This window comes from Pseudomonas sp. GGS8 (assembly GCF_024168645.1).
Lineage (GTDB): Bacteria > Pseudomonadota > Gammaproteobacteria > Pseudomonadales > Pseudomonadaceae > Aquipseudomonas.
The window spans coordinates 3009768-3024620 of record NZ_JALJWF010000001.1; the positions used below are offsets into that span (position 1 = coordinate 3009768).

Annotated in this window: 13 protein-coding genes; 6 read left to right on the forward strand and 7 right to left on the reverse strand. The window is 59.5% G+C overall.

Annotated elements, in window-relative coordinates; all coding sequences use genetic code 11:
- Window positions 1–118: 118 nt before the first annotated feature.
- Window positions 119–1021 (forward strand): DMT family transporter, encoded by a 903-nt coding sequence (locus J3D54_RS13540; RefSeq protein WP_253418885.1) that lies wholly within the window; start codon window positions 119–121, stop codon window positions 1019–1021.
- Between the two features lie 29 nt (window positions 1022–1050).
- Here J3D54_RS13540 and J3D54_RS13545 read toward each other — a convergent pair whose 3' ends face one another.
- The 4 genes from J3D54_RS13545 to J3D54_RS13560 form a co-directional block, all read right to left on the reverse strand.
- Entirely contained in the window at window positions 1051–1560 is a 510-nt protein-coding gene (locus tag J3D54_RS13545) for a DUF2165 family protein (protein ID WP_253418887.1), read from the reverse strand.
- A 141-nt stretch (window positions 1561–1701) separates the two neighbouring features.
- Window positions 1702–2676: a D-glycerate dehydrogenase gene (locus tag J3D54_RS13550; RefSeq protein WP_253418889.1), complete on the reverse strand. Its 975-nt coding sequence runs from the start codon at window positions 2674–2676 to the stop codon at window positions 1702–1704.
- Window positions 2677–2935: 259 nt separating this feature from the next.
- A complete protein-coding gene (locus tag J3D54_RS13555) occupies window positions 2936–3310 on the reverse strand; it encodes a DUF6124 family protein (protein ID WP_253418891.1) in 375 nt (124 codons plus the stop codon).
- Window positions 3311–3630: 320 nt separating this feature from the next.
- On the reverse strand, window positions 3631–4599 hold the full coding sequence (locus J3D54_RS13560) for a LysR family transcriptional regulator (RefSeq protein ID WP_019581124.1): 969 nt from the start codon (window positions 4597–4599) through the stop codon (window positions 3631–3633).
- Between the two features lie 347 nt (window positions 4600–4946).
- Here J3D54_RS13560 and J3D54_RS13565 point away from each other — a divergent pair, with 347 nt between their 5' ends.
- The 4 genes from J3D54_RS13565 to J3D54_RS13580 all read left to right on the forward strand — a co-directional run bounded on the left by J3D54_RS13565 (window position 4947) and on the right by J3D54_RS13580 (window position 9856).
- Window positions 4947–6446 carry an efflux transporter outer membrane subunit gene (locus J3D54_RS13565; RefSeq protein WP_253418894.1) on the forward strand — a complete coding sequence of 500 codons (1500 nt, stop codon included), beginning with the start codon at window positions 4947–4949 and terminating at the stop codon, window positions 6444–6446.
- 139 nt (window positions 6447–6585) lie between these two features.
- The gene (locus J3D54_RS13570; protein WP_253418897.1) at window positions 6586–8778 is read left to right on the forward strand and encodes an FUSC family protein; all 2193 of its coding nucleotides are present in this window, start codon (window positions 6586–6588) and stop codon (window positions 8776–8778) included.
- Window positions 8768–8968 carry a DUF1656 domain-containing protein gene (locus tag J3D54_RS13575; RefSeq protein WP_253418900.1) on the forward strand — a complete coding sequence of 67 codons (201 nt, stop codon included), beginning with the start codon at window positions 8768–8770 and terminating at the stop codon, window positions 8966–8968. The genes J3D54_RS13570 and J3D54_RS13575 overlap by 11 nt, the downstream gene beginning before the upstream one ends.
- A gap of 39 nt (window positions 8969–9007) precedes the next feature.
- A complete protein-coding gene (locus tag J3D54_RS13580; protein WP_253418903.1) occupies window positions 9008–9856 on the forward strand; it encodes an HlyD family secretion protein in 849 nt (282 codons plus the stop codon).
- 127 nt (window positions 9857–9983) lie between these two features.
- Here the strand turns inward: J3D54_RS13580 and J3D54_RS13585 are convergent, their stop codons facing one another.
- The 3 genes from J3D54_RS13585 to J3D54_RS13595 are packed head-to-tail and all read right to left on the reverse strand — an operon-like array spanning window position 9984 to window position 11750.
- Complete coding sequence (locus J3D54_RS13585; RefSeq protein WP_253418906.1) at window positions 9984–10382, reverse strand: DUF4440 domain-containing protein; 399 nt, start codon at window positions 10380–10382, stop codon at window positions 9984–9986.
- 47 nt (window positions 10383–10429) lie between these two features.
- A complete protein-coding gene (locus tag J3D54_RS13590) occupies window positions 10430–11254 on the reverse strand; it encodes an SDR family oxidoreductase (RefSeq protein WP_253418908.1) in 825 nt (274 codons plus the stop codon).
- 31 nt (window positions 11255–11285) lie between these two features.
- Entirely contained in the window at window positions 11286–11750 is a 465-nt protein-coding gene (locus tag J3D54_RS13595; protein WP_253418910.1) for a multidrug transporter, read from the reverse strand.
- 166 nt (window positions 11751–11916) lie between these two features.
- On the opposite strand from J3D54_RS13595, the gene J3D54_RS13600 reads away from it, so the two are divergent.
- Window positions 11917–14775, forward strand: coding sequence for an RHS repeat-associated core domain-containing protein (locus J3D54_RS13600; protein WP_253418912.1), 2859 nt, complete (start codon window positions 11917–11919; stop codon window positions 14773–14775).
- Window positions 14776–14853: the final 78 nt, after the last annotated feature.

Below are 14853 nucleotides of genomic sequence, written 5' to 3' on the forward strand. Positions count from 1 at the left end.
TTGCATCCTACTCCGTAGACATTGGCCTGCCAGCCCGCCGGCCGACAAAAGCGCAAGTTTATGCAAGTGCAAAAGGGTTTTACGCCGGACACTGAAGGCCTATTCAGGAGTCTTCACCATGAACCTCTCGTTATACCTGCTGACCGTGCTGATCTGGGGCACCACCTGGATTGCCTTGAAATGGCAATTGGGCGTGGTGGCGATTCCGGTGTCGATCGTCTATCGCTTCGGACTCGCGGCGCTGGTGTTGTTCGTGATGTTGCTGCTCAGCCGGCGTCTGCAAGTGATGAATCGCCGTGGGCATCTGATTTGCCTGGCGCAGGGGCTGTGCCTGTTCTGCATCAATTTCATGTGTTTTCTCACCGCCAGCCAATGGATCCCCAGCGGCCTGGTCGCTGTGGTGTTTTCCACCGCCACGTTGTGGAACGCCTTCAATGCGCGGGTGTTCTTTGGTCAGAAAATCGCGCGCAACGTGCTGATGGGCGGCGCATTGGGTTTGTTCGGCCTTGGCCTGCTGTTCTGGCCCGAGGTGGCCGGTCATACCGCCAGCCCGGAAACCTTGCTCGGGTTGGCTTTGGCGTTGCTCGGAACCTTGTGCTTCTCGGCGGGCAACATGCTGTCGAGTCTGCAGCAGAAGGCCGGCCTGAAACCCCTGACCACTAATGCCTGGGGCATGGCTTACGGCGCAATGATGTTATCGGTGTGGTGCCTGGCCAAAGGCATCCCGTTCGACATGGAGTGGAACGCCCGCTACATCGGCTCGTTGTTGTATCTGGTGATTCCGGGATCAGTGATCGGCTTCACCGCCTACCTGACCCTGGTCGGCCGCATGGGGCCGGAGCGGGCGGCGTATTGCACCGTGTTGTTTCCCGTGGTGGCGCTGAATGTGTCGGCATTTGCCGAAGGCTATCAGTGGACAGCGCCGGCACTGATGGGGCTTGTGCTGGTGATGCTGGGTAACGTGTTGGTTTTCCGCAAGCCCAAAGTGCGCGTGTTGCAGCGGACTGGCAATTTGGCCTGACGTTTTTGGGAGGTCGAACGCGGTACTGTTCAGCGCTCGATCTTTAAGGCGATATACATCAGTAACGGCAACATAAAATCAACGATATGCCGAGCCCAATCCTTGGCATTCCATGTCTGTGATTTGTCCATGTCGAACCATTCGACGCCCACGACCTGCAAACAAACGTAGTAGATGAACAAACCGATCAGTAAACCGATTATCGAGAATTTTTTTGCTTCATGAAATTCTCGGGCTGACGCATTCAGCTTTTTATAAAGGTGGTAAGTGCCTACCAGGCAGTAAACGGTGTAGGTCACTTCGAGAGTGATGATGAGCCAGTAAATCCGGTGATGCAGCATGGGCGAAGTGATGGCTCGGTAGCTTGTTCGCTCATTGTTATGGGTTGTGTCCATGCTCAGGACATGGGCGACATATTCGTAGTTGGTGGCGTAGTCAGTAAAGTTGCTATACATCACCAGGAGTCCAAAAAAACTTATATAAGCCATTAGGACAATCTTGCTGATTCTGATGATCTTGTCAGTTGTGTAGTTGTTCAAGGTGATAGTTCTCCATCTACATAGTCCGGGGGCGGGTAAGTAGGGGAGATTCTAAGGGGCTTAACTTATTTTCGTTGGTTGACTGAATTGCAAGTTGTGTAAAAAAACGGGCAGTCATAAAAAATGTCTGCCCGTTTTTAATCAGCCTTTCCAGACTTGCGGGTTCACCAGATCCTGCGGCCGCTCACCCAACAAGGCGCTGCGCAAATTGGTTAATGCGCGGTTGGCCATGGCCTCGCGGGTTTCATGAGTCGCGGAGCCGATGTGCGGCAAGGTCACGGCGTTTTTCAGTTGGAACAGTGGTGATTCAGCCAGTGGTTCTTTTTCGTAAACGTCCAGCCCGGCGCCACGAATCCGGTTGTTTTGCAGGGCTTCGATCAAGGCCGGTTCGTCCACCACCGGGCCGCGGGCGATGTTCACCAAAATGGCGCTCGGCTTCATCAGCGCCAGTTCGCGGTGGCTGATCAGGTGCCGGGTTTTTTCGCTGAGCGGCACCACCAGGCAGACGAAATCGGCTTCGGCCAGCAGTTGATCCAGGCTGCGGAACCGCGCACCGAGCTCCTGCTCCAGTGCAGTCTTGCGGCTGTTGCCGCTGTAGATGATCGGCATGTTGAAGCCCAGCCGACCACGACGGGCGATGGCCGCGCCGATGTTGCCCATGCCGACGATGCCTAAGGTTTTGCCATGCACATCGCTGCCGAACAGGGGGGCACCGACCGTGGCTTGCCATTGTCCGGCCTTGGTCCAGGCGTCCAGCTCGGCGACGCGGCGGGCGCTGCTCATCAGCAGGGCGAAGGCCAGGTCGGCGGTGCTTTCGGTGAGCACGTCGGGGGTGTTGGTGAGCATGATCCCGCGTTCGTTGAAGTAGGCGAGGTCGTAGTTGTCGTAGCCCACCGAGACGCTGGAGACCACTTCCAGTTTGCTGGCGTTTTCCAGCTGCGCCCGGCCAAGTTTGCGACCAACACCGATCAGGCCGTGGGCGTGGGGCAGGGCTTCGTTGAATTGGGCGTTGATGTCGCCGTTTTTCGGGTTCGGCACGATCACATCGAAGTCTTGTTGCAGGCGTTCGATCATGGGCGGGGTGATGCGGCTGAAGGCGAGGACGGTTTTTTTCATTGGAGAGGGGCTCGTCGGGCGTGGAGATTGCCAAGCACGCTAACATTCTTCCCCGGCATTAGGCGAGTGCTCGGATTGCCCGGGTGTACGCCATGCAAAATTGTAGGAACGACCTGTGGCGAGGGGGCTTGTCGGAACGCCGCACCGCCCCGTTTGAGTGCGTAGCACTCACAAGATCTTTGATACATCAGAAATTTTGGGGTTGCTACGCAGCCCAACGGGGGCAAGCCCCCTCGCCACAGGTCGTTCCTATAATGGATCAGCTGTGTGGCGCGGGTTTTGGTACGTCGACGTTATCCAGCACTCGATTCACTGCCAGCTCGGCCAACATGATGACCTGCTGGATCGCCAGGAGCGTGTGCCGCTGCGGGGTGTCGACATAGGCTGCGATGTCGCTGGTCATGACGCTGGCCGAGGCCAGGGATTCGCAGACATGGGCCAGCAGGCTTTCGTTGTCCATGTCCGGTGCAACCTGAAACATCCTGCTGGGCTTGCGGCCTTCTGGTTTTTTCGGAGTGGGCTTGAGGTAGTGATCGAGCGCCCGTTCGGCGGCTTCGTTGAGTTTCTTGGAATCGAGGGATTCGTAGGGGGAAGTGTCGTCCGCCTGAGGCGGATTCGGTGTCGCTTTAAACATGGCAAAGATCCTTAAAGTTGAGGAGCTGCCACTTTTTCGTTTTCCAGACAAAAGGGTGGCAGCTGTACGCGGACTGGAAAAACCGGTAAAGGATCAAACCCGGCAGACCCGAAGGTCTCCCACGCACAGCCGCCATAACTGTGGAGCTACAAAAGCGCCGCATTATGTCATTTGCTGTGATCCTATACTTCGGGTTTTCCAGGCCCGATCGCTGAATTGCCAGCGACCCATAAAGCCTACCCACTTCGCTTCCGACGCAACAACCGTCAAAACTTGTCGGAAACCTCCCCAAAAACCACCGCGTCTGTAGGACCGTGAAGTCAGTTCGCCACCCGAGCCCCACCCAAACTCCCACTCAACTCATACGCCGCCAATTCCGCCTGATGCGCCGCCAGAATCTCCGGCAACGACCCGCGCAAATACTCGACCCAGGTCTTGATCTTCGCGTCCAGGTACTGCCGCGACGGATAGATCGCATACAGATTCAATTCCTGCGAACGATACTTCGGCATCACCCGCACCAGCGTACCGTTGCGCAGCCCTTCAATCGCCGCATACACCGGCAACACGCCAACACCCATGCCGCTGGTGATCGCCGTCTTCATCGCATCAGCGGAGTTCACCAAAAACGGCGAGCTGTTGATGGTGACCATTTCCTGGCCTTCGGGGCCATCGAAAGCCCACTTTTCCAGCGGGATCACCGGGCTCACCAGGCGCAAGCACATGTGATTGAGCAAATCGCTGGGCTTCTGCGCGCAGCCGTTGGCTTTTACATAGGCGGGCGATGCGCAAACGATGCTGTAGGTGATGCCCAAACGCTGGGAGACGAAGCCCGAGTCCGGCAGTTCGCTGGCGAGCACGATGGACACGTCGTAGCCCTCATCGAGCAGGTCCGGCACACGGTTGGCCATGGTCAGGTCGAAGGTCACGTCGGGGTGGGTCTTGCGGTAGCGGGCGATGGCGTCGATCACGAAGTGCTGACCGATGCCGGTCATGGTGTGCACTTTGAGTTGCCCGGCCGGGCGCGCGTGAGCATCGCTGGCCTCGGCTTCGGCTTCTTCGACATAGGCCAGGATCTGCTCGCAGCGCAACAGGTAGCGCTTGCCGGCCTCGGTCAGGGCGATGCGGCGGGTGGTGCGGTTGAGCAGGCGGGTTTGCAGGTGGGCTTCCAGGTTGGAGACCGCGCGCGAGACGTTGGCCGTGGTGGTGTCCAGTTGCACGGCGGCGGCGGTGAAGCTGCCGGCCTCGGCCACGTAACTGAAGGCGCGCATGTTTTGCAAAGTGTCCATGGGGTGCTCTCTTGACGAATGGCAAATTGTGACACGAAGTTTCAGAGACTGAGACCCCGACCAAGGGATTATCTCGTTAACGGTAACAAAGATTCACAAGAATCCCGGCTTATCGCCATCCGGGCCCACCCCTAGAATTGCGCCATTGTTGGAACGGGCTTGTGTGGCGAGGGGGCTTGCCCCCGTTGGGTCGCGAAGCGCCCCTAAAACCAGTCACCGCGTTCTTCAATCAGAATGCGGGTGATCGATTTACGACTGCTTCGCAGCCGAACGGGGGCAAGCCCCCTCGCCACACAGGCCTCGCTCCTACCAGATCTTGTACCTCTCCCTTTCAGGAATTTGCAGCAGTGCCGCGTCGCATCAACAGAGCGCTCAGAACGCTCAGTGTTTTGGCTTTAACCGTGACCATCAGCGGCTGCATCGGAACCGGCGGTATTGCCCCACAAGGCAAGGCACTGGAGGCCAATTCATTGGCCACCGACGAAGCCATCCAGAGCGCCGCCCAGGACGCTCACTGGCCCACCGCCCAATGGTGGCAAGCCTACGGCGACCCGCAACTGAACCGCTGGATCGACCTCGCCCTGCAAGGCAGCCCGAACATGGCCATGGCCGCCGCGCGAGTGCGTCAGGCCCGGTTCATGGCCGGCATTGCCGAGTCAGCCGAGTCGTTGCAGATTAACGGCCAATCGACCCTCAAGCGCCACAACTGGCCGACCGATCAGTTCTACGGCCCCGGCGAGTTGGCTAACACCACCACTTGGGACAACAACGCTGCGCTGGGCTTCAGCTATGCCCTCGACCTCTGGGGGCGCGAAAGCAACGCCACCGAGCAAGCGGTGGACATGGCGCACATGAGCGCTGCCGAAGCACGGCAGGCCCAGCTCGAATTGCAGAACAACATCGTGCACGCCTACATCGAGCTCTCGTTGCATTACGCGCAACGGGACATCGTCGCGGCGACCTTGAAGCAGCAACAGCAAATCCTCGACCTGGCGCAAAAACGCCTGGACGGTGGCATCGGCACGCACTTCGAAGTCAGCCAGGCCGAAACGCCGCTACCGGAAACCCATCGCCAACTTGATGCGCTGGATGAAGAAATCGCCCTCAGCCGTAACCAGCTCGCGGCCTTGGCCGGCAAGGGACCGGGGGAGGGCGCGCAGTTGCAACGGCCGACGCTGTCGTTGGGGACGGCGCTGAAGTTACCGTCGTCGCTGCCGGCGCAATTGCTCGGTCAACGCCCGGACGTGGTTGCCAGTCGTTGGCAAGTGGCGGCCCAGGCGCGGGGCATCGATGTCGCTCACGCCGGCTTCTACCCCAACGTCGATCTGGTGGGCAGCCTCGGTTACATGGCCACTGGCGGCGGTGCGCTGGAGTTCCTGACCGGCAAGAAGCTCAACTACAGCGTGGGACCTGCGATAACATTGCCGATTTTTGACGGCGGCCGTTTGCGTTCCGAGCTGGGTGAAGTCTCGGCCGGTTATGACATCGCCGTGGCCAAATACAACCAGACGCTGGTCAATGCGCTGAAGAACATCTCCGACCAGTTGATCCGCCGCGAGTCGATGGACAAGCAGCAAACGTTCGCCGCCGAATCGGTGGCCACGGCGCAGAAGACCTACGACATCGCGATGATTGCGTATCAGCGTGGGCTCACCGATTACCTCAACGTACTCAATGCGCAGACCTTGCTATTCAAGCAGCAACAAGTGCAGCAGCAGGTGCAGGCTGCGCGGTTGAGTGCTCATGCTGAACTGGTGACTGCTTTGGGCGGAGGCCTCGGCGCTGGCAACGACGTCCCGAGTGCCGAGAAAACCCACCCCCCGAAAACCCCGGTTCTTTTGCGTTGAACACAAACCCTGTGGGAGCGGGCTTGCCCGCGATGGCGTCATCACATCCGACATTGATGGCGCCTGACACACTGCCATCGCGGGCAAGCCCGCTCCCACAGGTTCTGCGTCTTAACCGAATCTCAATGAGCACGATTTCATGACTCCCTTGCCCGCACCTTTGCGCTGGCTGTATTCCCTTGAATGGCGCCGGGGTTTCTTTGACTGGGCGCGCAGCGATGGCGTGACCTGGGTCTACATTTTCAAGGTGTTGTTCGCGGCGTTCCTGACCCTGTGGCTGGCCATGCGTCTTGAATTGCCGCAACCGCGCACCGCGATGATCACCGTGTTCATCGTCATGCAACCGCAAAGCGGCCAGGTGTTCGCCAAGAGTTTCTATCGCTTCCTCGGCACGTTGGCCGGTTCGGCGGTGATGGTCGCGCTGATTGCCTTGTTCGCGCAGAACACCGAACTGTTCCTCGGCTCGCTGGCGATCTGGGTCGGCCTCTGCACGGCTGGTGCGGCGCGTTGTCGCAACTTTCGCGCCTACGGATTTGTGCTCGCCGGTTACACCGCGGCGATGGTCGGGTTGCCTGCCCTGGCGCATCCGGACGGCGCATTTATGGCGGCGGTCTGGCGGGTGCTGGAAATCTCTCTGGGGATTCTCTGCTCGACGCTGGTCAGCGCCGCGATCCTGCCGCAAACCGCCAGCGCGGCAATGCGCAACGCCTTGTATCAGCGCTTCGGCGTGTTCGCGTTGTTCGTCACCGACGGTTTGCGCGCTCGGAGCAAACGAGATGCTTTCGAAGCCAGCAACGTGCGCTTCATTGCCGAGGCGGTGGGCCTGGAAGGACTGCGCAGCGTCACAGTGTTCGAAGACCCGCACATGCGTCGACGCAACGGGCGACTCAGTCGTTTGAACAGCGAGTTCATGGGCGTCACCACACGCTTCAATGCCCTGCATCAGTTGCTCGAGCGCCTGCGCGGCAGCGGCGCCGATCACGTTGTCGCGGCGATCAAACCAGGGTTGCAGGACCTGGCCGAAGTGCTCGACGGTTTCAGCGGCCGTGCGCTGACCAGCCCTGACTCCGCTCGCCTGGCCAGCGCCTTGGCGACTTACAAGGACAACTTGCCGGCGCAGGTGCGCAGGCTTCGGGCGAGCTTTCAGGAGAGCGACCCGAGCGACGCCGAACAGCTGGATTTTCACACTGCCTACGAACTGCTTTATCGCTTCGTCGACGACCTGCACAGTTATGCACAGACCCACGCGTCCCTGGCCGATCACAGCCACGAACGGGAGCGTTGGGACGAGCCCTTCACCCCGCAAACCAACTGGTTGGCCTCGGCGGCGTCGGGGATTCGCGCAGCGTTCATCCTTGTGGTGCTCGGCAGTTATTGGGTGGCCACCGCGTGGCCGAGCGGGGCGACCATGACCCTGATCGCCGCCGCCACCGTGGGCCTTTCTGCGGCGACACCGAACCCCAAGCGCATGGCCTTTCAGATGGCCTGCGGGACCTTGCTCGGGGCGCTGATCGGCTTCGTCGAGATGTTTTTCATTTTTCCCTGGATCGACGGTTTTCCGTTGCTTTGCGTGATGCTCGCGCCGGTGATTGTGCTCGGGTCGTTCCTCACTTCTCGGCCGCAATACGCCGGTGTCGGCCTGGGGTTGCTGATCTTCTTCAGCACCGGTTCCGTGCCGGACAACCTCACGGTCTACAACCCTTACGCCTTTATCAACGACTACATCGCCATGGTCATGGGCATGTTGGTGTGCGCGGCGGCCGGGGCAATCATTCTGCCGCCCAACAGCCGCTGGTTGTGGCGGCGGCTGGAGCAGGACTTACGCGGGCAAGTGGTGTACGCCATCAGCGGCAAACTCAAAGGCCTGGCGTCGAGTTTTGAAAGTCGCACGCGGGACTTGCTGCATCAGGCCTATGGCCTCGCCGCAGGGCAGCCGCAGGTGCAGCGGGACTTGTTGCGCTGGATGTTGGTGGTGCTGGAAGTCGGCCACGCGATTATCGAACTGCGCAAGGAACAAGCGATTCTGCCGGTGCATCCGGCGTATGCCGAATCCCAGCCGTGGCGCCAGTCCATCCGGGTGATGGGGCGTTCGCTGGTGCGGCTGTTTCTGCAACCGGGCCAGAGCAATCTGGAGCGGGCGCTGGTCGCGGTCGACCACGCGATCGGTCGCGTGCAGGCCACCGACGAACCCTTCGCGCCGCACTTCGACACCTCTGCATTGCGCCGGGTGAAGAGCTACCTGCATTTTATCCGCACCTCGCTGCTCGACCCGCAATCGCCTCTGGCCTCATACACCACTGCCAAGCCCCAAGGACTTGAACATGCCTCGTGAAATCGCCTTCCACGGCGTGTACATGCCGACCATGACCCTGATGTTTTTCATTGCGGCGGCGCTAGCCTGGGGCCTTGATCGGTTCTTGTCCGGGTTCGATCTGTACCGCTTCTTCTGGCACCCGGCACTGCTGCGCCTGAGTCTGTTTACCTGTCTGTTCGGCGCTTTGGCGCTGACTGTCTACCGTTGACTCTCTACCACTGACTCTCTATCACTGAAGAAGGCCCTGATGAAAAAGCTTTTCAGCCTGCTCGCGACCCTGCTGGTATTGGCCCTTGCCCTGTGGATCGGCCGGACCTTGTGGGTGCATTACATGAATACGCCCTGGACCCGCGATGGCCGGGTGCGCGCCGACATCATCAATGTCGCCGCCGACGTCACCGGTGAGGTGGTGGAGGTGCCGGTGCGCGACAACCAGCTTGTGAAGAAGGGCGACCTGCTGATGCGCATCGACCCCGAGCACTATCGCATCGCGGTGAAACAGGCGCAGAGCCTGGTGGCCTCGCGCAAGGCGACGTGGGAGATGCGTAAGGTCAACGCCCATCGTCGCGCCGACCTCGACAACCTGGTGATCTCCAGGGAAAACCGCGACGACGCCACCAACATCGCCGACTCGGCCCTGGCCGATTACCAGCATGCGCAAGCGCAACTGGAAGCGGCGGAACTGAACCTCAAACGCACCGAAGTGCGGGCGGCGGTGGACGGCTACGTCACCAACCTCAACGTCCATCGCGGTGACTACGCGCGCATCGGCGAAGCGAAAATGGCCGTGGTCGATATGAACTCGTTCTGGGTCTATGGCTTCTTCGAGGAAACCAAACTGCCGCACGTGCGGGTGGGCGACAAGGCCGACATGCAGTTGATGAGCGGCGAAGTGCTCAAGGGCCATGTGGAGAGTATTTCGCGCGGCATCTATGACCGTGATAACCCGGAGAGTCGCGAGCTGATTGCCGACGTGAACCCGACGTTCAACTGGGTGCGCCTGGCGCAGCGGGTGCCGGTGCGGATTCACATTGATGAAGTGCCGGAGGGTGTGCTGTTGGCGGCGGGGATTACGTGTACGGTGGTTGTTAACTAACCGTTAGACCTGCGTCGCATCCATCGCGAGCAGGCTCGCTCCCACAGGGAATTTGCGTCGTTCACCGAGTCAGAGTTTGAACTCGGTCAATGTGTGCGAGCCTGCTCGCGATGGACGCGACGCAGGTTCACTCCTTGCAAAACGTCTCATGTAAATGCCGCCAAACCACCTTGCCATCGGCCTGTTTCTCAAACACCACCGAGGACCGGCGATCAGAATGTAACCCCGTTGCATCGGTCTGCTGCTCGCGATAACTCACCACTGCGCCACCGTCATACAGCGCGACACCTCGCAACTCGCTGAGCTCGATCCTGAAGCCGAGCTTCTTGCCGCCCGCCAGCAGGAACAACTCATTCAACGCCTCGAAATCCAGCACCCGACCCAAGGGCGAGACCATGGAAAACTGCGGCGAAAAACGCGTCAACAATTGCTCAAGTTCAGCCTCGTTTCGCTCCTCGGCCAACCATTGTTCGATGGCTACGTGGGCCTGGATCACTTCGTCAAAGTATTCGGTGTAGTCGGTCATGCTGTTTCCTGAAAGTCTGAAAAGTGTGTTCTGACGCCTTCGCGGTGTCAGAGCTGCCCGCGCAACCCGAACCGCTTCATCAGCCCCGACTCCAACAGCCCCTTGGGCAACAACCCCGCCATCAACGGCAACGCCCGGCTGCCATTGCCCAAACGCACCAGACGCGGCGGTTTATTCTGCTGCACGGCCTTCAATAAACCGACGGCAAACTCACTGGCAGGCGTCGGCTTGTCCTGAGACGCCTTGGCCCGTGCACGAATACCTTCGCGCAGCGGCCACCACGGTGATTGTTCGGTGATCAGTTGCTCCGCCTCATGGCCGGCATTCTTGGCGAAGCTGGAGGCGATGGCCCCCGGCTGAACTTCCATGACCCGCACACCGAAGGGGGCCAGTTCCATGCGCAATGCATCGCTCAAGGCATGCACGGCGGCTTTCGAAGCACAGTAAGCACCGGCAAACGGCGTGACCAGAACCCCGGACACGCTGCCGATGTTCACCACCAGGCCTCTGGCGCGACGCAGCACCGGGAACATCGCGCGAGTCACGCCGACGATTGCAAACACGTTGGTTTCAAACTGGCGCTGCATGGCCGGCACGCCGCCATCGAGCAGCGGCCCCATGGCGCCATAACCGGCATTGTTGATCAACACATCAAGGCCGCCGCGTTGCTGGTTGATCCGCTCGCTCAGCTGTTCAAGGGCCGGGCCATCGTTAACGTCCAGCTGCACGGCGGTGAAACCGGCGGCGGTGAGAGCCGCCACATCTTCAGCCTTGCGGGCGCTGGCCCAGACTTCGTAACCGGCACCTTTGAAGGTGTCGGCAAGTGCGCGGCCAATGCCGCTGGAACAACCGGTAATCAACGCAACGGGCATGGCGCGGTCCTTGTGCAAAAAAAGAAGAGGATCAGTCAGAAAAACTACCCTGCAAATGCTCGGCACGAAACTCCAGGGTTTGCGGGCGATAGCCAGGGCGTAGCGGCGGCAACGGCAAACAGTCTTGCCAATTGGCGCCGGCCTGCAATTCGCCGGGGCCGCGATAGCGCGGTGCGGCGTATTGATTGTCGGCCAGATTGACCGTATCGCCCGGTGCATAAGCAGCGATGCGCCAGCGCAGTTCGGTCAGCGGCACGTCGTTGCCGTTGTTCATTGTCAGCTGCAACGGCCGGTCCGCCGGGCAGTGTTCCGGGGCATAGACGATACGCAGTTCAAGGCGCGCCAGTTGCTTGACCTCGCGGTTGTCCAGCCAGATCACCCACATCACCACGAGGCCCAATCCGACGGCAGCCGCCATGGATACCGGGAAGGCCTTGGCCGGATAGCGCAGCAGCAGGATCAGCCAGGTGATGACCAGCAGGACGCCGATGAACATGTTTGAACGCTCCTTGAAGTCATGATCACCATCCTACCGAACGACTGCGGGAATGGACATTCACGGATCAACTGCGATCACCGCTGGTCGGCACTGTACTTTCTGACAGTAGCCATGCCTGATCACGAGCGGTTAGATAACCGCAGGCTAACAGGGATGGATCGGCATGCAGGCTTCGACACCGACTATGCATTACAAAACACCTGGCATGACGGTGTTCGACCCGCGCAGCTTGCCGGTCCGTTCGGTGGATTATTGGCGTGAGGTCGAAGGCGCCCCGACTCAGGCGCGCATCAACCGTACCCTCCACAATGCCGCAGGATTCGCGGTCAAACAGTGGGATCCACGGCTGTGGGCGTTGCAAAAGGACGATGTCTCGACTCCTGCCAATCTCACGATCGTAAATTCGTTGTCGGGTGTTCCCGTCAGTACAATCAGCGTCGATGCCGGCTCACAGACCAGTCTTCCCGGCCTGGCCAACGAAGCGCTGCAAAGCTGGGGCAGTCGCGGTACCCGACGCGAGATTCACTACGACGACCTGCTTCGTCCCGTGGCGGTTTTTGAGCACGTCGCCACGCAGCCACCCCGATGTGCCGAGCGTATGGAGTATGGTCGTGCCGAGCACGGCGAGCGGGATCACAACCAGTACGGGCAGTTGATTCGCCAGGATAGTCCCGGCGGGACCGAGCTGTTCAAGGCGTTTGCGATCACCGGCCAATGCATCAGGCACGTTCAGCACTTCACCCAGAATACCGCCGCACCTGATTGGCCGGAGCCGATAGCGGATCGACAGAAGTTGCTCGAACCGGGCGAGGGGGCCCTCTCGACATGGCGTTACGGTCCGTTGGGTAATGTGCTGGAAACCGTCGATGCCAGGCACAACTGTCAGACTTTCAACTTCACCCTGGATGGCCAGTTACGCCATGGCGCCTTGAAACTGGCCGGCGAACTCTCTTGGCAAACACTGGTCAGCGAGATCGAGTACAACGCCGAGGGACAGCCCCTGCGAGAAGTGGCGGGTAACGGCGTACAAACAACGCTCAAGTATGGTCCCGAGGATGGTCGTCTGTTGGAGCGACGGGCGAACAGCGATCGAGTCGGATTGCTGCAACACCTGTCCTACGGCTATGACCGAATGGGCAATGTGCTGAGTATCGAAGACAAGGCACTGCCAGTCCGTTACTTCAACAACCAGCGTATTGATCCCGTCAGTCGTTTTATCTACGACAGTCTTTATCAATTGGTCCAGGCGTTTGGCTGGGAGGCGGGCGGCCCCAGTAAGGGGCCGAACTCAGTCGGTCGTACTGATCCGGCAGCGGTCAGCAATTACCATCAGCGCTACTGCTATGACGAGGCCGGCAACCTGCTGAAGCTGACGCATGTCGGCGCACAAAACCCGGGCCGTGAACTATCGGCCGCGCGGTTCAGCAATCGCTGTCTGCCTTATCGCAAGGGTGTGCCGCCCAGCGAAGAAGACATCGCCGTAGCGTTCGACGCCAATGGCAATCTGCTGGAGTTGGATCAGGGAAGGTTCTTGACGTGGGATCTGCGAAATCAATTGCAGTCGGTCAGCCCGGTAGAACGCGCCTCCGGGCTCAATGACAGTGAGTTCTATGTCTACGATGGCGGCGGTCAGCGGGTGCGCAAGATTCGTTCGTTGCAGACCAATGCCCGAACCGTGATCGCCGAAGTGCGTTACTTGCCGGGGCTGGAACTTCGTAACGACAGTGGCACCGGGGAATCGCTGCAAGTCATCACCGCTCAGACCGGGCTCAACAGGGTTCGGGTGTTGCATTGGGAAACCGAGCCACCGTCCGGCGTCAACGATCAGTACCGCTACACCCAGGTCGATCACCTGAACTCCAGCACCGTGGAACTGACTGACGGCGCACAGATCATCAGCCAGGAAGTCTTCTACCCCTACGGCGAAACGGCGTGGTTTGCCGGTACGGACGTGATCGGCGTCGACTATAAAACCATTCGCTATTCGGGCAAGGAGCGGGATGCGACAGGGCTTCATTACTACGGTTTTCGGTACTGCATACCGTGGTTGCAGCGATGGGCGAATACCGATCCTGCCGGGACTGTCGACGGTCTCAATCCGTATCGGATGACCCGGAACAATCCCCTCACCCTTGTCGACGACAACGGGGCAATCAGCACAGTGCCGCAGGCAAACGGATTAAGCCGGCCGGTGATTGCGGTGGGCGATGAACGCAAGGTGCCGGGTGCCAGACCCGTTGACGCGGGGAAGCCCGTGTCGATGGTCCCATTCACGGGGCAACCAACCGATATCAGGAACGCATTATCGGTGCCGGAATTTAGCCGGGTGATTGTCAATACGGACTTGTTGATGTCAACCAAAGTCCCTTATTCGCCGAGGATCAGTTCGCAACTGGCGAATAAGGCTGGGGGGGCCGAGTTTATATTTTCGATGCAGCGGATGACCTATTCCGGACAGGCAAAAGGCGAGTTCAATGCCTTGAAGGTTGTCGATATAGACGCGGGAGAAATACCTGATCAACGCAGCGCAGTCTCTGGCTATTGGGCTCCTCAGGGAGGCTACGTCGACATAAAGATGCACCCCAGGGGCACAGATCCCGACTTTGTTTTTACGCCGGCGTTTAGTGGTTGCTCGCTGACCGTGGATCAGATGAACAACAACGTCCTGCGTGTGAGGCATGTAGAGGGCTCAAAGGAAAATGCCCAATACAATCACTTACCCGCCGCCGAGCATGGATTGGGACTGAGTGCGGCCATGCAGTTTCCGGATTACGGCTTCGACGTTGATGAAAACAACAATGTGATTACCGAGACGACCGGCTTTGCCTTTATGAAGTACGACCGAAAAACACAGGCGTGGGACATTCATTACCAAGTGGCTCAGGGCGCCATGGGCGTTGCGAAGTATTCCCCCGCCAAAAAAAGTTTTTTTGGCGGGTCGAATTCCTCTGTGAATGTGTTCGAGCGCTCCAAGGTCCGAAAAACCATGAACAAGAAGGTTGTCACCGCTAAACAAAAATAAGTGTCGAGCCTACTTGCTGCACCTGGCCCGGAGGGACAAGCAGCCATTCTCAATGGGCGTCGGCGTGCTATTCGCAGG

Coding starts and splice junctions, on each gene's coding strand:
- J3D54_RS13595 (WP_253418910.1), bottom strand. CDS start 11,750: ATGTTCATCGGCGTCCTGCTGGTCATCACCTGGCTGATCCTGCTGCTG.
- J3D54_RS13555 (WP_253418891.1), bottom strand. CDS start 3,310: ATGTTTAAAGCGACACCGAATCCGCCTCAGGCGGACGACACTTCCCCC.
- J3D54_RS13585 (WP_253418906.1), bottom strand. CDS start 10,382: ATGACCGACTACACCGAATACTTTGACGAAGTGATCCAGGCCCACGTA.
- J3D54_RS13560 (WP_019581124.1), bottom strand. CDS start 4,599: ATGGACACTTTGCAAAACATGCGCGCCTTCAGTTACGTGGCCGAGGCC.
- J3D54_RS13550 (WP_253418889.1), bottom strand. CDS start 2,676: ATGAAAAAAACCGTCCTCGCCTTCAGCCGCATCACCCCGCCCATGATC.
- J3D54_RS13580 (WP_253418903.1), top strand. CDS start 9,008: ATGAAAAAGCTTTTCAGCCTGCTCGCGACCCTGCTGGTATTGGCCCTT.
- J3D54_RS13570 (WP_253418897.1), top strand. CDS start 6,586: ATGACTCCCTTGCCCGCACCTTTGCGCTGGCTGTATTCCCTTGAATGG.
- J3D54_RS13540 (WP_253418885.1), top strand. CDS start 119: ATGAACCTCTCGTTATACCTGCTGACCGTGCTGATCTGGGGCACCACC.
- J3D54_RS13590 (WP_253418908.1), bottom strand. CDS start 11,254: ATGCCCGTTGCGTTGATTACCGGTTGTTCCAGCGGCATTGGCCGCGCA.
- J3D54_RS13600 (WP_253418912.1), top strand. CDS start 11,917: ATGCAGGCTTCGACACCGACTATGCATTACAAAACACCTGGCATGACG.
- J3D54_RS13575 (WP_253418900.1), top strand. CDS start 8,768: ATGCCTCGTGAAATCGCCTTCCACGGCGTGTACATGCCGACCATGACC.